Origin of the sequence: Microcoleus asticus IPMA8 (genome assembly GCF_013179805.1) — a bacterium.
In the GTDB taxonomy this organism is placed as follows: Bacteria; Cyanobacteriota; Cyanobacteriia; order Cyanobacteriales; family Microcoleaceae; genus Microcoleus; species Microcoleus asticus.
Genome location: NZ_SRRZ01000131.1, coordinates 1 through 20,848 on the forward strand (window position 1 = coordinate 1; position 20,848 = coordinate 20,848).

Sequence of the window (20,848 nt, forward strand, 5' to 3'; positions counted from 1 at the left end):
AACTCGAAATAAACGTCGCTTTTATCAACAGGGTATACGGGCTGCAACCCTGATTGCGTCTATCTCCTAAACCTCTTTGTCACCCCCCCAGAAATTTTACAGTCAAGTTGGATGAAATTCTTGTGGGGTGTCCCGCCCGCCCGCCCGAAAAATACAACGCAAGATGCCCGATCGCCTATGATTGAAAAAATATTCATTTAAACCATAAAAAAAAGCCCTCTTTAAAGGACTTTAGCTATGAGTCTGGGGTTTGAACCCCAGGCGGACTAATTAGACATCCAACTTCTATGGCTGTGAACCAGGTGCACCCTCTGCGCCGGGGTTGCTATCAGGTACAGCCGTACCCGTAGGATTAGAATCAGTCTGGCTTTGCGTATTAGTTTCGCCGCTGGTACCTGCTCCAGAAGCGCCATCATCTGGAGTTGGAGATGGAGTAGCTGAACTCTCAGGTGCTGGAGTTGGCGGAGTGGTAGCTGGCTCGTTCTCCGAATTCGGAACCGTAGTATTGGTATTATTTGACGGCGAAGATGGAGACGGCGCTGCTTGCTGAGCGGGTGCATCTTGCTGCTGTGAATTTGGAATTGTAATATTGATATTGGGAGCCGGACTTTGTTGAGGAGCCGGAGTAGCCTTTTGAGCTGCACTTGGTTGAGGAGCAGGCGTAGCCTTTTGAACTGGAGATGGTTGAACCGGAACAATCTTTTCAATGATCGTTTTTTCTCTCTCTATAGTCCGAGTCGGAGCAGGTGTTGCTGAAGGCTGATTCGATTTCGGTACAACAATCACAGGAGCAGCAGTAGGAGTAGGAGCCTCCTCACCCCGATTAAAGTAATATATACTGCCCAGAACTAAGCCGGTCAAAGAAGCAAGAAGAATCCCTAACAGTAACCCGCGACCAGCATTCTGATTATCGCGGACTTCTTGGACTCCAACTTGGCGGTGGTTTTCCGCCATTTCACCCTGTACGTAACCTTGGTGATGAGCTGCTTCTTTAGAAGCCTTCGCCGCTGTACTCGGAACACTTGTAGTAGTTCGCGTTGTACTGACGTGACCGTTACTTGCATCTGTGTGAACTTCTTGATGAATTTCACGGCTAGAGCTATTTTCTTCGTTAGGTTTCATAATTATCTTCGTCACAACTATTCAAAAAATATTAGTCTGTAGGAGATGCTTCAGTTTGAAAACTTGAGCTAAGCGGTTCAGCATTGAAATCAGTTCTTTCGATTCACTCACTGTTAAGATTCAGGTGTAAGCATTTGGCGTTTTGGTCATACCGAGTTTAAATGCTTAACAGCTTTCTGCTTAGGAGTTTAGAGAACTTTTGGTTTTTCCTTCATTTGTATCCAATTTAACTCCCCAACGCATTAACCAGGCTCTACCCTTAGAGTGATTGTCCAAGTTCCCCAAAGGAATAGAATTCGCGGGACTTAAACAAAAAATACGGGCTAAATGAGTTATAATGCCTGCTCTGCAAACGTATAAATCTAAAAAATGAGCAATGAAAGACACAACCCCCGCCGCAATGCCCCCCTGCTTTGATAAATGGTGTCAAAGATTTGACGATATCTTTGGTCATCAAGCCCAAAAACGAGAGTTGAAAAACTATTTAGGCGGATTATTGGGATCTCGGGAGCGAAAAAACCTCGATAGTGCTAATTGATGCTGGGTAGGGCAATAATACAAATTTTTTACAAAAATTAGAGAAAAGGAAATTAAAATACATAGGACGAATCGCCAAAAATCGAAAAGTAATAATTCAAAAAGGAGCAGATGAAAAATAGGATATTCCAGGAGACGAGTTAGCAAAAGCCTTGCCCCAAAAAGCTTTCACTAATTTTAGGTACAAGTAAACAAACCGATTACGGTGTGGTTAGCCAGAATATAAATCGAGTTATCAAACTACACAAACAAGAAAGTAATAGCGAGCGTCATGAATGCAGCTACTTTCGATGAAGCCAGTGAAATTGATTATTTGATGACTAATGTTGACTTTTCAACGGTAACAGGGGAGTGGATAGCAAAGACTTATTTACAAAGAAATGGGGTCGAAGTTTTCTATCGTGAAGCTCTGAGAATGGTGAGGACTCAAAGAATATCAAGTCAGAGATAAACGCAGTTTAATGAGGCATTTAATTTTGGTGTTTTTGCCTACACTTTCATTATCTGGTATACCTTAAGCGGAGGATTAAGACGTAGGTGGGCAAATAAACCTTTAATGGGACTTAGACATTTTAAAGCTCCTAAAGGGGCTGAAGACCTCTCAATCGCAAGGGAAAGATGTCCATGACCTAAAAATGCCTCAAACCCTTGTAAATACGAGATTTATGCCCAGTCGAGCTAAAAGTCTCTATCTAGGTTTGAAGCCATTTTTGCCTCATTTTTGGTCTAAGTCCCGTTAAAAACCTTTACAGAGGCGCTCGAAGTGTTGAGAACAGCGATATCTTTTACGTTTGTGAAGTGAGTCAACGAAAATTGGGACGTATTCTCTGCTTCTAAAGCCAGTTCGATGCTGTGTTTGGGCTTGAAATTTGTTTAAGTCCGGTTAGATAACCACAATTAGGTTAATCGTAGTAATAAAGGCAAGTTTTTTCTCATCCATAAAGAGAGAACAATCGTACTCACTACAAACAAGCCTTATTACCGGAAATTAACCGGACATCAGCATTACTAAACAACTGAATTCTTTTTACTCTGTTCTTTCAATGATGATAGTCATGTGAGCGACTAATGCACCTATGGCTCCTATTGCTGCAATGACTGGAAACAAAGCCGCACCGATGACTCCGCCGACTACTCCCACCGTCAGTGGAACTTCTACCAATATCCGTCCTTCTTCATTTTTGATAATGATGCGGCGGATATTGCCTTCGTGAATCAGTTCTTTAACTTTAGCAACCAACTCGTTGCCGTTAATCTTCAACTCCTCGACGCTAACTTTTTCCTGAGTATAAGCAGGGGTTTCTAAAGGAGTCGTTTCAAAATTAACCTGAGTAACTTTGTCGGCAGAAACTTTTTCAGATACAGGTATTGATTCGAGTTCTCTTGTCCCGACCGGTTCTTGTAGGCGATCTGTAGGTGTCTCCATTTTTTGTTCTCCTTTTAGGTAAAAGTATTTTTGTATAGAATTATTGAGAATTATAACACGCAACTTTTTGTCGATCAATCATTCTTTTGGGTGATATTGCTGCTGGTGCTGTCGTGCTTTTCTCTCTTGATCTTTGGTGGCGAGAGCCTAAAATCCTTCCTGCGCGGGCGTTAGCTGCCGACTTTCCTTGTGCCGCTTGGTTAACTGTCTGCCTCTGGGCCTGACACCGCCTCACCCTTCAAAAACCTCCAATCCATACAGCCAAAGGATAAGAGGGACATTCACACTCTCACAGAGTCAGACTCAACTGGTGTGCAGGTTGAAATACTGACATTGTACTGAAAGTACGATCGTCGGGCCGTTTATATGGTTAGCACATCTAGCTGGGCAACTCGCACATGGAAACCGTCGCTTACTTTCCTCAAATATCAGTTCAATTTAGCTCAGTGCGATCGCCCAAAAAAATCAGACCCCCCAAGGTTCCTCAAATCAACATCTTAGAGTTTCTAATGAGAATTGCCTAAAATCAAGGAGAAGGAGAAGTAATAACGATCGAAATATTATCGCAACCAAAGCAACTTTCTCAAATTGAAATGGAGGTTGGAGAAAAGTTGGCTAAAACTCATAGATTGCACTATTGTCGCTGAACGGGCTCTTTGGCCCGTTCCACAAAGAGTAAATTTTCTTGTGGCCCTTGCTCTTCTAGCCCGCCGGTAAAATGCTTATTGAAAATAGTGCAATATCTCAGGTAAAATAGAATTATTTCCTTCTCCTTCTCCTTTATTCTTCCTGTGCGATTTGCCAGCAACAGAATTTGAATATCAAGTTGGCGTCAGTTTACCGGCGAATGCTCCTACCTACGTCACCAGATCAGCCGATCGCGAACTTTACGACTCGTTAAAAGCAGGCGAATTGTGCTACGTGCTCACCGGGCGGCAAATGGGGAAATCGAGCCTGCAGGTGCAAATAGCGCGCCGCTTGCAAGCAGAAAACACCGCCTGCGGGATTGTTGACATCACAGGAATTGGCACTGCCCAAATAACTCCCGTGCATTGGTAGGCCGGCTTTACAGCCACTCTCGCCAACAGCCTTAAAATTAAAATGAATCTCAGGACTTGGTGGCGCGATCGAGAACACTTGCCGCCAGTCGTCAGATTAAATGAATTTATCGAACAGGTATTGCTTCCTTCGAGCGATCGCAATATCGTTATTTTTATCGATGAAATTGACACCATTCTCTCCCTCAACTTCTCCAGCGACGACTTTTTTGCAATGTTGCGCGGCTGATACAACAAACGCGCCGAAAATCCCGAATATAATCGCCTAACTTTTGCCTTATTTGGAGTCGCTACTCCTCAAAATTTAATCCCTGACAAAACCCGAACTCCGTTTTATATAGGGCGCGCCATTTAGTTCAAAGGATTTGATTTGGCAGAAGCCATACTTTTAGCTCAAGGATGGGCTAAAAAATAAAAAATTCCCTAGACATTCTCAAACACATATTAGCTTGGACGGGAGGACAGCCATTTCTCACTCACAAGATTTGTCAATCTTGCTACAATTTCCGCACGGTAAATCTAGTCCGATAGCGCAATCGTTTGGCTAACGGACACACGGCTAATTTAAGCCGCGATGGCAAGTTAATTGTGAGTGCGGGTGACAACTTTACTGTTAAAGTTGTTCAGTCAAACGGCAAGCTGATTTTGAGTTTGCCAGGACACAGCAATTCAATTACTGAGGTTGTTTTCAGTCTAGATAGTCAGTTAATTGCTTCTACAAGTTTTGACAATACTGCGAGAATTTTGCGCCGCGACGAAACTTTGCTGCAAATTTTGAAAGGACACCTAGATTTAGTTTTGAGCGCGAGTTTGATCCCAACTTCCAACTAATTGCTACTGCCAGTTATGATAAAACTATTAAGATTTGGAGTGCAGGCGACGTTTTGCTGCAAACTTTAAAAGCAAATACTAGACCAGTTACATCAGTCAGGTTCAGTCCCGACGGGAATATGTTGGCTTCCAGCAGTCAGGATCGAACTGTCAAACTTGGGAAAGGCAGCGGAGAAAAACAGTTTCGACTTGAGAAAACTCTTTTAGGACACGGAGATGAAGTGTGGGGCTGCAATTTCTCGCCAGACGGCGAGATGATTGCCTCTGCGAGTCACGATTGGAAGGTGAAACTTTGGAACACCCGCGGCAAGTTGCTCAAAACTCTAGACGATTCTACAGCAGGTTTGGGTAGTCTCAGTTGGAGCGCCGATAGCAAGATGCTCGCAGGCGACAGTATGGACGGTAAGGTGAGACTTTGGCGCCCTGATGGCACTTTGCTGCAAACTTTAGGGCACATCAAGCCGATGTGTGGAGTGTGAGTTTTAGTCCCGATCGCACAACGTTAGCATCTGCCGGGAAAGATTCGTCGGTGAAGCTTTGGACTCTCGATGCTGCTAAAGTATAAGCTGCCGAACTTGACAAATTGCTCGGAATCGGGTGTCCCTGGCTGGAAGACTACCTACAATACAATCTTCGGGCTCAGAGCGATCGGCATTTGTGCGAAAAAACTGACAATTGAGATTTATTGGCCGTTGCCCGAAACCGATTTTGGCTGAATTATAAAAGTGGGCGATCGGCTGCCAATTTGTCGCTAGTCTTGTTTTATTGTAATATAATTTTACGCAAGGGGTGATACCAAATGTACTGCCACAGGCCGCAGATGTCTCTCAATCTGAAGCAAATTGATGTCATCAAACATTAAAAATAGTTATGACTGCTATATTCGGATTAGTAGAATCTTGGAGAGATAAAATTTACTACACAGTCAGGTTTCAAAGGGGTGTCTGCTGTTAAATTAATCTAACCTGCAAGCTTATTTCGGGTGACACCAGCACTATTTAAGGCAAAAAACTCCTGCTGAATTAACTCGATTCGAGCGAGCAGAGTAGAGTTGATTTTTCAGCTATAAAAAGAGTCGAAAATGCAGTCCAAATAGTACGCAATAATACTAGCATCCAACCGCTACTGCCAATTACCAAAGGAGGGAGCAGTGTATGAAAATGACGGGTTGAGTCCCCTGAAATCGCCGCTTGGTTTGCGATCGACTCTACAGGAATTAACCCTCTACGACTTTCTCCTAGAGTCTGAGTGTCCGGGGAACGAAGTTGCTAAAATTTTTCAAGCAAACCCTTTAGTTCCCGGCATCATCATCACTAAGCAAGGAAAGTTTACAGGGATGATTTCGCGGCGGCGTTTTTTTGAACACATGAGCCGCCCCTACAGCTTGGAGTTATTTTCTCAACAGCCTTTGTTCATACTCTACCGCTTTACTAAAACTGATATGTTGGTTCTCGATCGCGAAACCTCAATTATGACGGCAGTGCGGCAGTCTTTGGAGCGATCGCCCGAACTAATCCACGAACCAATTGTAGTACAGGTAGAACCCGAAACTTACAAACTTTTAGACGTACACCAACTGCTGCTGTCTCAGTTGCAAATTCACGAGTTGTCAACAGTGGCGATGCGCGAGTCGCAAGCGCAACTGAGACATCAAGCCCAACAGCTCGAACTTGCCCTGCTGGAACTTCAGCGCACTCAAACTCAACTAATTCAAACAGAAAAAATGTCTTCTTTGGGGCAGTTAGTAGCAGGAGTAGCTCACGAAATCAACAACCCGATCGGCTTTATCTACAGCAATTTGCACCACGCTAAAGAGTATACGGAAGGTTTAATGCGGATGCTCGACATCTATCGGCAGCACTGTCCCGAATTCATACCGGAAATTGCAGCGGAAGCAGAAAAAATTGAACTCGATTATTTAGTTGAAGACTTGCCGAAAGTCTTAAATTCTATGCAGCAAGGTGCAGAAAGAGTGCGCGACATCGTTTTGTCACTTCGGAATTTTTGCAGATTAGACGAAGCTGAAATGAAGCAGGTCAACATTCACGACGGTATCAACAACACGATTATGCTGTTGCAGAGTCAGCTTAAAGGGAAACCCGGGCTGGAAGCGATCGCAATTCACAAAGAATACAGCGACTTGCCGCTGGTGCATTGCTATCCCGGACAGCTCAATCAGGTATTTATGAATATTTTAGTTAATGCCATTTACGCTCTTGTTGAGTCGAACAAACATGAAAATGTCGATAAAAACAGCCAGAACAAGTCCCTAGGCGAGCAAGAGCAGTCTTGTACAAATAGTCAATCATCACTTTCTAACTCTACCCGCCTGATTCCTGCGATTCGGGTTCGCACGGAGTTAATTGAGAAAAAAAAGGTAATAATTAAAATTTCTGACAACGGCCCGGGGATGACAGAAAATGTTCGGAAGCGGTTGTTTGACCCTTTCTTTACTACTAAGCCAGTCGGCCAAGGAACAGGTTTGGGACTCTCGATTAGCTATGAAATTGTTGTCAACCAACACGGCGGCGAATTGAAGTGCTTTTCGGAACCGGGAAAAGGAGCAGAATTTGCGATCGAGATTCCACTTCAACAGTCTCCCTCAGCACAGATTTTGCCTCGCTTTGCGTGATACAGCAGAAGGAAGTTCAGCAACGAGCAATGTACGGAATTTAAAAGAATAACGAGCTACGCAGCGGTGGCCAGAAACCGGGTTTTTCACCCTCATATTTGCTGCAGCCCGTAGATTCGGAAAAAACCCGGTTTCTTAGGTTGGAGTGCGTCCACGACTGGAGAATAAAGCCTGTCGGCTACTGCTAACCTTTGCAAACCCACTTCCACAAAGGATGACTCGGCCCCCGCTGGCGAATGCGGCGCACTTGTTGTTCCAAACCCTGTTTTTCCCGCTGGGGCAATCCTCGCACCATATTGCGACTTTGCCAAGTTAGCACAGCTAAAGTCATTCCCAAGCACAAACCCAAACCGAGAGTCGGCCAGCGGTGAAAAGATAAACCGTAGCGCACCGCCGCCCAAGTGAAGTGTTCTAACCACAAAGCGATTTCGCGGCGCAAACCCCAAATGCTCAAAGAACCGACGCTAATCCAGAGCAATATCACAGTTAACCAGCGGCCATAAACTGTTAGTTTGTGAAGCCTTTGGACTTCAATTTGAAAATTTGCGTCGCTTTCATTAGTCATTAGTTATGAGTCATTAGTCATTAGTTATGAGTCAGTCCACGGCCAACAGTCAACAGTTAACAGTTAACAGTCACCTAAACTTCCTCTGACTGGCTGATTCCTTCTGCGGGGACGGGGATAGAGTTGCCAGTGCGACTGCGCCACCAAGCTAGCAGCGTGCTGGCAATGAAAATACTCGAATACGCACCAGCAATAAAACCGACAATCAAAGCTAAAGCAAAGTATTTGAGGGTTTCGCCGCCAAACAAAAAGATTGAAAACAATGTCAGCAGCGTTGTCATCGTCGTGTTAATTGACCTTCCCAGCGTCTGCATGACAGCATCATCGACAATTTGATCGATCGACTGTCCCGGATTTAGCTTAATTACTTCTCGCACGCGATCGTAAATTACTACTGTATCGTTAACAGAAAAACCGATAATTGTCAAGAGCGCAACCACAAATAAACTGTCAACTTCCACTCCTTGAACTAAACCCAAAAACGAGAAAACACCAAGAGTAACCAACACGTCGTGGAATAGAGCAACGAAAGCAAAAAAGGCATAATCCAACTGAAACCGGAATGTCAGATAAATAGTAATGCCAGCAAAGGAAAGAAATAAAGCCAACAATCCCGAAGTAAATAATTGTTTACCGAGGGTAGGCCCAACCGTATCAATTTGAGTAGATTGAGGAGCAAAAGCGCCTATCTTTTCGCTCAAAGCTGTTTGTAAATTAGTCCGCTGTTCGACATCCAAAGTTTTCGTTCGCAGCGACAAACCGCGCTGTTCTTGGCCTATAACTTGAATGCTGCTGCCACCTAAACCTTGGGCGTCCAGGACTTCGCGGACAGCAGCAAGATCGATGGGTTTACAATTTTCCGGTTTCGTGCAGTCGAGTTCAAATTGCAGCCGAGTGCCACCAATAAAATCTAAACTGGGGCGCAGGGGTGCGCGAATGTCGGGACGAGTCCAAGAAATCGCCATCGACACTATACCTGCGAGGATTATAGCGGCGGAAATACTCCACCAGATCGATCGCTGTTTGATAACACTGAATTTCATAATTTGAAGGAAGAGGGAAGAAGGAAGAAGGAAGAAGGAAGAAGGAAGAAGGAAGAAGGAAGAAGGAAGAAGGAAGAGGGAAGAAGAAAGAAATATTTCTCAATGTAGGTAGGGTGCGCATTGCGAACCTTACCTACGGCGCACCTTACCTAGTCTGTCAACAGTTAACAGTCAACAGTCAACATTCAACTGTTAACTATTAGCAGTTTTCGATAAATCTGGACAGAACCACTGAGGTTTTCGCAGGGCCGGAAAGCCCAACACTACCAAAAGTAGAGTGCGGCTGCAAGTAATAGCAGTAAACATACTCACTACTACGCCCAATGCCAGAGTTACAGCAAACCCTTTAACTAAACCAGCGCCCAACCAGAACAAAGCAGCACAAGCAATAACTGTTGTGACGTTGCCGTCTAAAATGCTGGAAAAAGCGCGGTAAAAACCAGATTCGACCGATCTATAAAGCGTTTTTCCCGCCCGCAACTCTTCCCGCGTGCGCTCAAAAATCAGCACGTTAGCATCCACGGCCATCCCGATGCTGAGCACAAAACCCGCAATTCCCGGCAGGGTTAATGTCACTCCCAAAAGCACGAAAGCTGCCCAAGTTAACAGAGCATAAATTAACAGAGAAATATTGGCAATTACGCCGGGGAGTCGATAGTAGGCAACCATGAAAATCAAGACTAAAATCAAGCCGCCGATACCTGCGTTAATACTGCTTTGAATGCTGTCTCTACCCAAGCTAGCGCCGACAGTACGGTTTTCTACAATTTCGACCGGCACAGGCAAAGCGCCACCCCGCAATTGCACTGCTAAATCGTTGGCTTCTTGCGTGGTAAAGTTGCCTTGAATTACGGCACTCCCACCAGTAATTCCTGTTTGGGCAAATTCAACACCGACGACGGGAGAACTGATCATTCTTTCGTCTAGGAAAATACCGATACTGCGTCCGGTGCCTGCTAAATTTTTAGTGAGTTGGGCAAAGAGTTCGCCTCCTGGGGTATCGAAAACAAGAGCAACGTTCCAGTTGTTCCCAGCCGACAAGGGTTGAGGTTGAGCGTCTTTGAGGTTTTCGCCACCGAGTCCGCTGCTTTTGAAGAGTTTGGCGATCGCCTCATTGCTTCTTTTCAAAGCAGCCTGATTTTCTTGAGTGGCTGCCTCATTTTTGCTAGTTTTTAATTCTGTTTGTTTGAGCAGCAATTCCTGCTGCAACTGCCTCTCAATGGCTAATTGTGTTTCTGTCCCGGGCAGTTGTTCCTTAAATTCTAGCTTGGCCGTGCCTCCCAAAACTCGTTCTGCTTGCTGCGGGTCATTGACTCCGGGCAACTGCACGAGAATTTGGTCTTCTCCTACTGTTTGGACTAATGCTTCGGAAACGCCCAAACCGTTGACGCGGTTTTCGACAATCCGCCGCACTGCTTCTAACATTCCCTGGTCAATTTTGGGAATTGTGGGGGTAGTTTTTACTTGAATTGTGAGTTGCGACCCTCCTTGCAAGTCTAATCCCAGCCGCGTCGGAATTGTTACTATTACAGTAATGGCGGCGATGATTAAAACAAAAATTAGGGCTAATATGGAACGTTGTTTTTGCATATTTAATTATTAGTCATTGGTCAGTTGGCAGTTGTCAGTTGGCAGTTGGCGGTTGGCAGATTTTAGTCAACAGTCATCGGTCATCAGTCATCCGTCAACAGTCATCAGTCAACAGTCAACAGTCAACCAATGACTACTGACTAATCACTATTTATACTCGCAAAGCTACCATTTTTTGGACTGCTTCGACAATTTGAGTGGGCTGGACAATTGTCAGTCTTTCCAAATTGCCGTTGTAAGGTGTGGGAATATCTTGTGAAGACAGGCGCAAAACTGGTGCGTCGAGTTCGTCAAAAAATCGATCGCTAATCGAAGCAATTAGTTCGGCACCTATGCCTCCTGTTTTCATGCACTCCTCTACAATAATTACTTTGTGAGTTTTGCGAATAGATTCGCCAATTGTCTCCATGTCTAGGGGTTTGAGAGAAATTAGGTCAATTACTTCTGGATCGTAACCTTCTTTTAGCAGTGCGGGCACAGCTTGCAAGACGTGGTGCCGCATCCTGGAATATGTCAGGATGGTGACATCTTTGCCCGATCGCACAATTTCTGCTTTGTCCAGCGGCACTAAATATTCTGTTTCTGGCAAATTTTCTTTGAGGTTGTAAAGAAGGACGTGCTCGAAAAACAGAACCGGGTTATCGTCGCGGATGGCTGATTTTAAAAGTCCTTTGGCGTTGTAGGGAGTCGAACAGGCAACTATTTTCAAACCCGGTACAGCTTGGAAATATGCTTCTAGGCGCTGGGAGTGTTCCGCGCCGAGTTGCCGGCCCACGCCGCCGGGCCCGCGAATTACCATTGGCATTTTGAAGTTGCCGCCGGATGTGTAGCGAAGCATTCCGGCGTTGTTGGAAATTTGGTTGAAGGCCAGCAGCAAAAAGCCCATGTTCATGCCTTCGATAATCGGCCGCAGTCCCGTCATTGCTGCGCCTACTGCCATGCCTGTAAAGCTATTTTCGGCGATCGGGGTGTCTAGCACTCTAAGTTCGCCGTATTTGTTGTAGAGGTCTTTGGTGACTTTATAGGAACCGCCGTATTGACCTACGTCTTCGCCGAGTACGAATACGGCGGAGTCGCGGGCCATTTCTTCGTCTAACGCCTCGCGGAGGGCGTTGAACAATAAGGTTTCTGCCATAGGAGGTTAAGCAATGATTGCAGGAGGGTCAGATTAGAATCTTAACCTTTTGGGGGTGTCGATCTAGGAGTCGATCGCAAATTTGGCAGTTAAAACCTGACATTTTGCCAATCTTTATCATAACATTTGTATTATGTCAATGAATATTTAAGTTAAAATAATACTAACTTGCCTGCCCACAGCAGAGGAATATTATGCTCCAGACAAAAACTGAGCTAACTCTGGAAGAGTTTCTCGCTCTTCCCGAAGGAGAAGGCGATATTACCTACGAATTTATTGACGAGCAGGCAGTACCGAAGATGTCACCTAAAAAATTTCATTCTCGCCTCACCAGAAGCCTAATAAAACTCCTCGAACAGTGGGGTGAGGAACGGGGCGAAATAGGTGTAGAATGGGTGGTAAGATTAACCAGACTGGGGCGAGATTGGGTGCCAGTACCAGACCTTTTATATGTTTCTTACCAACGCTTATCTCCAGACTGGAATCAAGATGAAGCCTGTCCTGTAGTCCCAGAATTAGTCATAGAAATTATTTCACCCGAACCAACTTTCGTTCAGTTAGCTGCTAAAGCGAGAGATTATTTAGATGCTAAGGTATTGCGGGTTTGGATAGTAGATAGCAAGGCGAGAAGCCTTACAGTTTTTTAGGTTAGGACTAACAGAATATCAAATCAGAGATAAACGCAGTCGTCGGAGGCATTTAATTTTGGTGTTTTGTTCCTACACTTTCATTCTCTAGCATACCTTAACTGGAGGATTAAGACCCAGGTGGGCAAATAAACCTTTAAACAGCTTTACTAATGCGCTCTCAGCGTTTCGCACAGCAATATCTTTTCGGTTTGTGTGTTATGATTGAACCAAAATTGGAACGTATTCTCTGCTTGTAAAGCTAGTTCGATGCTCTGTGTGGGCTTGAATTTTGTTTAAGTACCGTTAACGCCACATTTGCCCGAATCTCATTCTTGTATTCTCACTCAAATTTAAAATTAAAAGCGATTGTGGGTTCCTAGCTTAATTTCTAACTTTTTCAATAACGAATGTAGAGCAAAAATCCTTACTGTGTAATAACTTTAATTGGTAGCGTCGGGCAAGTTTTTGTGTGATTTCAGCCTCGCAAGTTACAATAACTTCCGGCGGACTAAACTTATGATTCTTATTTTTGTGACCATATTCAACTAGGTATAATATTGAATATTTTTTTGTGGTAATATTCGCTAACTTTGAGTAAAAAACTAAGTGAGCATTATAGTTATTGCTTACTGCTGTAAAAGTGTTTAGTTGTGGCATATCCTTGAAAACCTCTTGAAAGTAATCTCTATACCTTATGAGAGGATTGTATTGGTCAAAACTTAGTATTTCTTGCTTGTAAACTAAGTTATAGGTAGTATTAAAATAAGGAATAGAGAAAATAGATATTACAGTTAAAGCAAAGATTAACTGACGCTTCAAAGCGTTAATAGAGAAATAATTGTTCAGCGAATTGAAAATTTCAGATATCCCTACACCAATAACTAGGGCAGCTATAGGATAAAGAGGGTTATCATACCAGTAAAGCTTAGTTTTTGAATAAGAAATTATTAACAAATGGCAGGTTAAGTAGAAAAACCCAAAAATTCCAATGTTTTTCAGATTTTTTTTAAGGCTGAAGATACCGCTCAACAAAGCAACAGGTAGCACATAAATCCAAGGAATAAATCTGTCTTTTATTAGGTTATTTATATAAAACAAAAATGAAGCACTGTGATTTTCGTTAACTTCTAAATATCTCCCACCCACTTCATTATTGAACACAGCACTAATATATCCAGGGTTATAATGCTCTCTTAAAAAATAGTAGCCTAATACGACTCCGCTAAAAAGAATAACTGAAATATAAAATCGAGAGGAAAATAGCAATTTTCCCATTTTCTTTTGATAAGCAGTATAGAGAAGAATACCCGGTAATGGAAGAATACCCGCTACGCCTTTTGTCAAAACTGCTAAAATTATTGCAACCGTTGCTATTGACCAATAAAAATTTTGTTTTTTTGGTTCAGTGGAGTGCAAATAAATAAAGTATGATAGTGAATAAATAGTAATCCAAAGCACAAGTATGGCATCATAATCTCCGGTTCTTCCTGTGTGATAACCCATAAAACCAGAACTTGTTATTAATACCAACCCACTTACCAAACCTATTTTGAGAGCCTTCAAGTATTTAGTAGCAAATATAAAAATTATAATAGCTGTAGTCATAGCAGATAATGCTGATGGCAACCGGAGCGCAAATTCGTTATATCCGAAATTTTTCATAGACAATACTATCATCCAAATTAATAGGGGTGGTTTAGTCCCCCACATATCGGGATTTCCGTTAAAATAGGTGACAAGTAAGTTGCCGTTAAAAGCCATTTCTAAGGCGTTAACTGCTCGCCGCGATTCATCCCACATCTGAACAGGTGCTACACCTAAATTGATTAAAAATACAAAATAACAAGCAACAATAAACAGCCCTAAACTAATTGAAAACCGATGTTTTACAATTTTATTGATTGTGCTTACCAATGAATTACGAGTAGTAGATATATCCTCGGTGTTGAACCTTAAAAGCGCAAGTAATAAACAAATATAAAAAATTATAACAATTCCTGATAATAATAACAAAAATGTTCTACTAGAAGTATTATCAAGTCGCGATCGCCATTTTTGGGTAGTAGTTTGGGAATCTCTTTGAGCTATATTTCCTTGCACAGCGACAACATGATAATTGGCTGGTAAAGAGTATCGAATTTCCTGCGAAACTAATGCTTGAGGGGTTGAATTTGCCGTAACTGCAAAAACCGCAAGTTGGAAGCAAAAATAGCAAAGTAACAAGAAAAAAAAATAGTGGAGTAACTTTTGTAATTTTTTCCACAAAAATAACTTCATCGCTTTATACTTAATGGGTCATTAGTCGTTAGAGATATAAGTTAAGCTAAAAAATATGAGCTTAACAGATAGCTTTAGAAAAAGTATTTACTTCATTTTACAATAAATGCTAGGGATTAGTCAAGAAAAAAAAATAGTAATTTTATTTTGCACAATTCTGCTGTTGTATACCCAAGTCAACTTGGCGAACCTTAGTCGTTAGATAGCACGTTTAAATGATTTGTGCAAAAGCCTCGTATTTATTGAAATTCCTAATTTTTTTTGGATTTCTTGATAACTTCCTCTTAACAAGATTAATCTGACGGCTTATCCTCTCTTCCATTTTATCACCTATCTATTGTTATCAAGAAATTATTGTAACTCCAGGAGCTTTCCTTTTATATCCTAGATTTCATCAATTGACATCTATTTACCTCTAACCATATAATTTTTAGTTTTAGTTAGTATATTACCATTCTCTTAAGTTGCACAACTCATTGAGACGTGCTATAGAGAAGCTCTCGTGACTGTTAGGACTAAAAGAATACCAAGCCAGAGATAAACGCAGTCCTCGGAAGCCTTTAATTTTGGTGTTTTGTGCCTACACTTTCATTCTCTGGCATACCTTAACTGGAGGATTAAGACCCAGGTGGGCAAATAAACCTTTAAACAGCTTTACTGATGCGCTCTCAGCGTTTCGCACAGCAATATGTTTTCGGTTTGTGTGTTATGGCTGAACCAAAATTGGGACGTATTCTCTGCTTATAAAGCTAGTTCGATGCTCTGTTTGGGCTTGAAACTTATTTAAGTCCCGCTAATGACTAATTTCAGCAAAATGTTTTTGCAATAAATCGTGAATAAATCGATAGCGCCGATCGCCCGTTTTTTGCAGCAACAAGCGATCGGTCGCAGCATCGAGAAAACGCCTGTAATCCCAAGGAATGTAGCCGTTCGACCACAGCACGAGGCGCAATATAAAACTTTCAATCCCCGGAATTCCCGGCAAAAAAGCACTAATTACCGCAGCAACAGCACCCGCAATCAACCCCCAAATTGACCCGGAGACTAGGGTGGCAATTAATCCCAAAATCACCCAAATCAGCCCGCCAACCAGCTTAACTCCAAACTGATACTTGCGCTGCTCCTCGCCTGTTTGCAGCCAGCTAGACGGTATGCGATCGAGGTAAAATTCTTGAATTCCTTGCTGTTCCATCCTTCTCGCCAACCATCCCAGCCAGTGGCGAATTTGTTCGGGCCGCAGTTCCTTACCTCTGGGATACTGCTTGACTTGCCCGGTCATTTGGTGGCGAATATAAGCAGTTAACAAATATTTGCGCTGTTCTTCTGCGGAAGTTATGCGCTTCCAAGCTTCAATTAAAATATCGTCGTAAGCCAGAGCCATCATGCTCAAAAGCAAGGGAACTTTTGCCAATTTCAACAACTCCGGCTCCCGCTCAATGCTGTACCAAAGTTCGCGGCTTCTGGCTTCTAGTAAATAATTGTGAATTTGAGTTTCTGTTAAAGGTTTCAATAAAACCGCTGCTTGCAGGCGAAATCTAGTATCGCAGTTTTTGTAAGCTTCAAAACTGCTGCAAGCTACTAAATGTTTGGGTTTAAATTCGCTTTCAACAAACTGATTGATTGCTTGAATGCAGATATTTTGGCGGTGGGTTTCTACTTCGTCCAAGCCGTCGAGGAGAGGCAGCAATTTTTGTTCGGCAAGCCATTTTTTGCCGACAGCAGGAGAGATGCCGTATTTAAACTGAAGTTGAGCGATTAACCAATCTGCGATCGCCCCGGATTCTGCTTTCCACGATCCGAGTTCAAACAGCACTGGTACTGGCCAACTAGCATCTTTTTGGGCGCGGGAAACTAACACCCGAGCTAATTCTAGCAGCGTCGTAGTTTTGCCTGCACCCGTCGCTCCCAAAATTACCAATTTGCCGCCGGTGCGATCGAAAACTTTAGCAACGCTTGCTTTGGGAGAAAGCCGAAAACTCGGACGGTTGCCCGCTTTCACTTCCACATCCCAACAGCGGTTAACACCAAGAGGCTGCGAGTTTTGGCTGAGGTTAGCCAGCACAGCAGCGTGCAAAGACTGCGATCGTCCTGCTTGGACTTCCTGCTTCACCTCCTCCAACAATCGATCGCGGGGCGGTTGTAATCTCAGAGGAATCAATTTTGACATTTTATGTACCTCGCGCTGAACGCTTACTTTCGTAAATTGGCGCGCAAATAACCCAGAGCAAGATTACCATCAGTATAGGCGTCCAGTATATATTGACTCAAATTATTGCGACAATTATGGCTCTGAAATTTTATCTAAAAATCCTGACCCTGTGGCCCGCACTAGGTATTTCCACTATAAATTAACTGGCGATCGCCCCAACTCCCAAATAAAAATTATCAATATAGATACAGAGAGGGTTTTTTATGTCATTTACGAAAGCTCAAATCATCACGGTAAGCTTAGCAGGACTGGCAACAGCGGTGGGAGTGGCTGCTGCAACTATACAGTCGGGTGCGATGAAAGAATCCAATCCTCCCCTTGCAGAATCCCCGGCATCCACCAGAAACCAGATTGCAGGGGAGACGAACAACCCTGAATCTCGGCAACCAGAACCTCTGCAAGCACAAACCCAAGCCGCAGAATCTCCCCCATCTCAATCTCAACCAGCCAAAACTCCAGCACTTCAATCCTCGCAAGCAGGAGTCTCTCCGCGAAAAGTTGAGCCAGTAGTTGTCACACCGCCAAATTCGGGTTGCAAAATCACTATGGCTGTAGTCAGCGATCCGAATCCACCGCTAAACGTGCGATCGAACCCGCAAGTAAGGGGCAGCAACATAGTAGGAAAACTTAAAAATAATACCTTTGTTTCAGTCGCCGAAGAACAAAACGGTTGGCTGCGAATTACCGATCCGCCCGGTTGGATTGCCAAAAACCGCACCAAAAGCAGTTGTTCTAACGTCAACCAGCAGATTAATTTTCTACCGGGAGGAGATGAGGCGATCGTCAAAGGTCGAATCATCGGCGGCGGCAGCCACTCTTACCGGATTCGCGCCAGAAAAGGTCAAACAATGACTGTTAGGACTCGCAAAGAGGTTTTCCCGCAAATTATAACTCCTGGTGGCAAACTTTTAGCCGGAGATCCTTATCAAGGCAATGAAACAGAGTGGACTGGAAAAATCCCTGTTACTGGCAATTACACATTACAATTAGACTCTAATTTCCGGGGATACGAATACGAGTTTTCGGTTAAATTGCGATAAATTTCCTGATATTTGTAGGGACACGGCAATGCCGTGTCCTACCAGAAGCTGCCATTTTTAATAAATAGTATAATTAAGGAATCTCCGCAAGTGATATATCAAGAATCGCAAATTTCTGCCAATCTTCCGAATCAAAGTGCCACCATTCTGTTGTGATACCGATAAATCCGTGTTTTTTCATCGCATTCTTAAGCACTTGACGATTTTTCCGAGATTCCGCGCTGCCGCCTTGATAATCTCCGTGAGCTTTTTCGGTAAAATCATCGTAAGGTGTTGGCATTTCTAATTCTTTGCCGGTGCGATCGACTAAAGTCAAATCAATAGCAGCACCGCGATTGTGCCGCGAACCCCTAGCAGGATTAGCAACATAGCGCGGATCGGGCCAAGCTTGCCACATTTGCTTAGTCACAGAGAAAGGCCTGTAGCAATCGTAAACTTTCAAACCCAATCCGATTTTTTCCAAATCTGTTTGAACTAGCCCTAACTTTTGAGCAACAGAACTTCTCAAGGCGCATTTCGATATAGGGTAAAGTTTTCGTTTCAAGAAATTGTTAGTAGTGGCGTATCGGATATCGAGGCGAATGTTGGGATTTACGGTGCGGATGTCAACCAGTCGCGCCGAACTGGGAAGTTGACTCATGAAAATACTTTCAGGTACTACTGGGTTTGATTCTGGTTGGCTAATTTGCACTTGTGGCGGCTCCTGGGCGCGAATCGATGTTGTATAATTCAGTGTGGTTGTAGACAGTAATATTACAGCGAATACAATTAAATATTTTGTAAATCGGTTTAATTTCATAGCTCTGTTAAGTGGATATTTAATAGAGTTTTTACATTTCATATTTTGGGTAATTTCCGGGCTTTTCGTGTTTTCTGCCAGCCCGCCACACCGACAGGGGTTGAAACCCCTGTCTCATAGCTAAAGTCCTCTGAAGAGGACTAAAATATTTCTCTAAAAATTTTATCTGGTGAGTCTTTCAGTCGGTTTCAACCGACTTTAGCTATGAGACGGGGGTTTTAACCCCCGGCGGACTGTCGGACAAGCGCGAGAACGCTCGCTCTCTTCTCTCTCTCTGAGTCATTTTTAATTGTTAATTGTCCTCAAATTCCCAACCGCTGATACACTAAATCTAAGTGCCTCAATTGATACTGCGGATCGAAACAATCATCAATTTCTTTGGTCGTCATCTTAGCTGTTACTCGATCGTCTTTAGCAATTAAATTGTAGAAATTGCCGCCGGGTTTGTTCCAAGCTTCGTGAGCACAAGATTGCACAATTTTGTAGGCGTCTTCGCGACTGGTGCCTTTTTCTACTAAAGCTAACATCACTCGCTGGCTGAAGATGACTCCGCCGTAAAGGTTCATGTTTCGCTTCATATTTTCGGGATAGACTAGCAGGTGTTTTACTAAGTCTGTGGTTTCTACTAACATGAAGTGAGTTACTGTAGAACTGTCGGGCAAAATCATCCGTTCTACGGAACTGTGAGAGATGTCTCTTTCGTGCCAAAGCGCCACATTTTCTAATGCTGCGACGGCGTTGGCGCGAACAATTCTCGCCATCCCTGTGAGTCTTTCAGATCGAATCGGGTTGCGTTTGTGGGGCATGGCGGATGAGCCTTTTTGCCCTTTGGCAAAGAATTCTTCGACTTCGAGAACGTCGGTGCGTTGCAGGTTGCGGATTTCTACTGCAAAACGCTCGATCGATGCTGCTAAGAGTGCTAAGGTTTGGACGTATTCGGCGTGTCGATCGCGCGAAATGACTTGAGTCGATGCGGTATCGGGTTCGAGTCCGAGGTTTTGACAGGCGATCGCTTCAATTCGCGGATCGATATTAGCATAGGTTCCGACTGCGCCGGAGATTTTGCCGACTGCAATGGACGATCGCAAATTCACTAATCGGGCGCGGCTGCGAAAGACTTCTGCCAGCCATCCTGCTAGTTTAAAGCCAAAGGTGATGGGTTCGGCGTGAATTCCGTGCGATCGGCCAACCATGACGGTATTGCGATGCTGTTGAGCCTGATAGCGAATAGCTTGACTCAATTCTTCGACACGTTCTAACAAGATATTGACGCTGGCGACTAATTGCAGCGCCAAAGCGGTATCGAGCACGTCGGAACTGGTTAAGCCGAGGTGAATGTAGCGGCCGGCATCGCCTACATATTCATTGACATTTGTCAAGAAGGCGATCATGTCGTGGCGGACTTCGGCTTCTATTTCGAGGACTCGTTTGGGGTCAAAATTAGCCTTAGCTTTGATTTCTTCGACTGCGGCGGCGGGGATGTAGCCGAGTTCGGCTTGAGCTTCGCAGACAGCGATTTCTACTTGCAGCCAGCTTTTCAGTTTGGCGGTTTCAGTCCAGATGTTGCCCATTTCGGGCAAAGTGTAGCGCTCTATCACGGTGGGAGTTGGGGAATGCGATCGTCCTATTGTACCTCTGCGAGGCCTCCGTCTTGAGTCGGGATGGGGAAGTTGGGGCGATCGGGCGATCGAGATATGTGACACATCGTCCGTAGACCGATCGTCCGCAGACACTGAAAATTGGCAGATGAGTCGATCGAAACAGAAGATTCTGCGTGCTTTAGGTCATCTCGTAAAGCAACGCAGGACAGCGTTGGGAATTTCGCAAGAGGAGCTCGGAATGCGGGCTAATTTAGACCGCACCTATATATAGCAATCCTAAATGATTTTCTATATCTAGAGCAATCCTAAATGATTTTCTTTGTGTAAGTATATTGACGTATTTTGGGGAAATCA

At 43.8% G+C, this 20,848-nt stretch carries 18 protein-coding genes and 3 pseudogenes; 11 read left to right on the forward strand and 10 right to left on the reverse strand.

Annotated elements, in window-relative coordinates:
* Positions 1-285: 285 nt before the first annotated feature.
* Complete coding sequence (locus tag E5S67_RS26140; protein ID WP_172191509.1) at positions 286-1,122, reverse strand: hypothetical protein; 837 nt, start codon at positions 1,120-1,122, stop codon at positions 286-288.
* A 376-nt stretch (positions 1,123-1,498) separates the two neighbouring features.
* Here E5S67_RS26140 and E5S67_RS33675 point away from each other — a divergent pair.
* Positions 1,499-2,215 (forward strand): annotated as a pseudogene (locus E5S67_RS33675) (transposase); the annotation flags it as partial.
* Positions 2,216-2,686: 471 nt separating this feature from the next.
* Here the strand turns inward: E5S67_RS33675 and E5S67_RS26145 are convergent.
* Entirely contained in the window at positions 2,687-3,085 is a 399-nt protein-coding gene (locus E5S67_RS26145) for a DUF4342 domain-containing protein (RefSeq protein ID WP_172191511.1), read from the reverse strand.
* Positions 3,086-3,883: 798 nt separating this feature from the next.
* Between E5S67_RS26145 and E5S67_RS32725 the strand changes: the two genes are divergently transcribed.
* The 6 genes from E5S67_RS32725 to E5S67_RS26175 all read left to right on the forward strand — a co-directional run bounded on the left by E5S67_RS32725 (position 3,884) and on the right by E5S67_RS26175 (position 7,606).
* Positions 3,884-4,144: a hypothetical protein gene (locus tag E5S67_RS32725; RefSeq protein WP_216670724.1), complete on the forward strand. Its 261-nt coding sequence runs from the start codon at positions 3,884-3,886 to the stop codon at positions 4,142-4,144.
* Positions 4,145-4,186: 42 nt separating this feature from the next.
* Positions 4,187-4,372, forward strand: a complete 186-nt coding sequence (locus tag E5S67_RS32730; RefSeq protein ID WP_216670725.1) for an AAA-like domain-containing protein — start codon at positions 4,187-4,189, stop codon at positions 4,370-4,372.
* A 311-nt stretch (positions 4,373-4,683) separates the two neighbouring features.
* Positions 4,684-4,974 carry a WD40 repeat domain-containing protein gene (locus tag E5S67_RS26155; RefSeq protein WP_172191513.1) on the forward strand — a complete coding sequence of 97 codons (291 nt, stop codon included), beginning with the start codon at positions 4,684-4,686 and terminating at the stop codon, positions 4,972-4,974.
* A gap of 53 nt (positions 4,975-5,027) precedes the next feature.
* Positions 5,028-5,453 (forward strand): WD40 repeat domain-containing protein, encoded by a 426-nt coding sequence (locus E5S67_RS26165; protein WP_172191515.1) that lies wholly within the window; start codon positions 5,028-5,030, stop codon positions 5,451-5,453.
* On the forward strand, positions 5,450-5,539 hold the full coding sequence (locus E5S67_RS34885; protein WP_172191517.1) for a WD40 repeat domain-containing protein: 90 nt from the start codon (positions 5,450-5,452) through the stop codon (positions 5,537-5,539). Before E5S67_RS26165 ends, E5S67_RS34885 begins: the two co-directional genes overlap by 4 nt.
* Before the next feature lie 585 nt (positions 5,540-6,124).
* Positions 6,125-7,606, forward strand: coding sequence for an ATP-binding protein (locus tag E5S67_RS26175; RefSeq protein ID WP_172191519.1), 1,482 nt, complete (start codon positions 6,125-6,127; stop codon positions 7,604-7,606).
* 184 nt (positions 7,607-7,790) lie between these two features.
* Here E5S67_RS26175 and E5S67_RS26180 read toward each other — a convergent pair whose 3' ends face one another.
* The 4 genes from E5S67_RS26180 to E5S67_RS26195 form a co-directional block, all read right to left on the reverse strand.
* Positions 7,791-8,171, reverse strand: coding sequence for a hypothetical protein (locus tag E5S67_RS26180; protein WP_172191521.1), 381 nt, complete (start codon positions 8,169-8,171; stop codon positions 7,791-7,793).
* Positions 8,172-8,245: 74 nt separating this feature from the next.
* Positions 8,246-9,214: a protein translocase subunit SecF gene (gene secF, locus E5S67_RS26185; protein ID WP_172191523.1), complete on the reverse strand. Its 969-nt coding sequence runs from the start codon at positions 9,212-9,214 to the stop codon at positions 8,246-8,248.
* A 192-nt stretch (positions 9,215-9,406) separates the two neighbouring features.
* Positions 9,407-10,804: a protein translocase subunit SecD gene (secD, locus tag E5S67_RS26190; RefSeq protein WP_172191525.1), complete on the reverse strand. Its 1,398-nt coding sequence runs from the start codon at positions 10,802-10,804 to the stop codon at positions 9,407-9,409.
* Between the two features lie 151 nt (positions 10,805-10,955).
* A complete protein-coding gene (locus tag E5S67_RS26195) occupies positions 10,956-11,939 on the reverse strand; it encodes an alpha-ketoacid dehydrogenase subunit beta (protein ID WP_172191527.1) in 984 nt (327 codons plus the stop codon).
* A gap of 194 nt (positions 11,940-12,133) precedes the next feature.
* Here E5S67_RS26195 and E5S67_RS26200 point away from each other — a divergent pair, with 194 nt between their 5' ends.
* A complete protein-coding gene (locus E5S67_RS26200; RefSeq protein WP_339382728.1) occupies positions 12,134-12,586 on the forward strand; it encodes a Uma2 family endonuclease in 453 nt (150 codons plus the stop codon).
* Position 12,587: 1 nt separating this feature from the next.
* Positions 12,588-12,865, forward strand: a pseudogene (locus tag E5S67_RS33680) (hypothetical protein); the annotation flags it as partial.
* An 84-nt stretch (positions 12,866-12,949) separates the two neighbouring features.
* Here the strand turns inward: E5S67_RS33680 and E5S67_RS26205 are convergent.
* A complete protein-coding gene (locus tag E5S67_RS26205; RefSeq protein WP_172191529.1) occupies positions 12,950-14,845 on the reverse strand; it encodes an ArnT family glycosyltransferase in 1,896 nt (631 codons plus the stop codon).
* Between the two features lie 509 nt (positions 14,846-15,354).
* On the opposite strand from E5S67_RS26205, the pseudogene E5S67_RS26210 reads away from it, so the two are divergent.
* Positions 15,355-15,632: pseudogene (locus E5S67_RS26210) on the forward strand (hypothetical protein); the annotation flags it as partial.
* Between the two features lie 6 nt (positions 15,633-15,638).
* Here the strand turns inward: E5S67_RS26210 and E5S67_RS26215 are convergent.
* Complete coding sequence (locus E5S67_RS26215) at positions 15,639-17,012, reverse strand: NACHT domain-containing protein (protein WP_172191531.1); 1,374 nt, start codon at positions 17,010-17,012, stop codon at positions 15,639-15,641.
* Positions 17,013-17,257: 245 nt separating this feature from the next.
* Between E5S67_RS26215 and E5S67_RS26220 the strand changes: the two genes are divergently transcribed.
* Entirely contained in the window at positions 17,258-18,094 is an 837-nt protein-coding gene (locus tag E5S67_RS26220; protein ID WP_172191533.1) for an SH3 domain-containing protein, read from the forward strand.
* 73 nt (positions 18,095-18,167) lie between these two features.
* Here the strand turns inward: E5S67_RS26220 and E5S67_RS26225 are convergent, their stop codons facing one another.
* Both E5S67_RS26225 and purB read right to left on the reverse strand, forming a co-directional pair.
* On the reverse strand, positions 18,168-18,893 hold the full coding sequence (locus E5S67_RS26225) for a M15 family metallopeptidase (RefSeq protein WP_172191535.1): 726 nt from the start codon (positions 18,891-18,893) through the stop codon (positions 18,168-18,170).
* 302 nt (positions 18,894-19,195) lie between these two features.
* On the reverse strand, positions 19,196-20,491 hold the full coding sequence (purB, locus tag E5S67_RS26230; protein ID WP_172191537.1) for an adenylosuccinate lyase: 1,296 nt from the start codon (positions 20,489-20,491) through the stop codon (positions 19,196-19,198).
* Positions 20,492-20,848 lie beyond the last annotated feature (357 nt).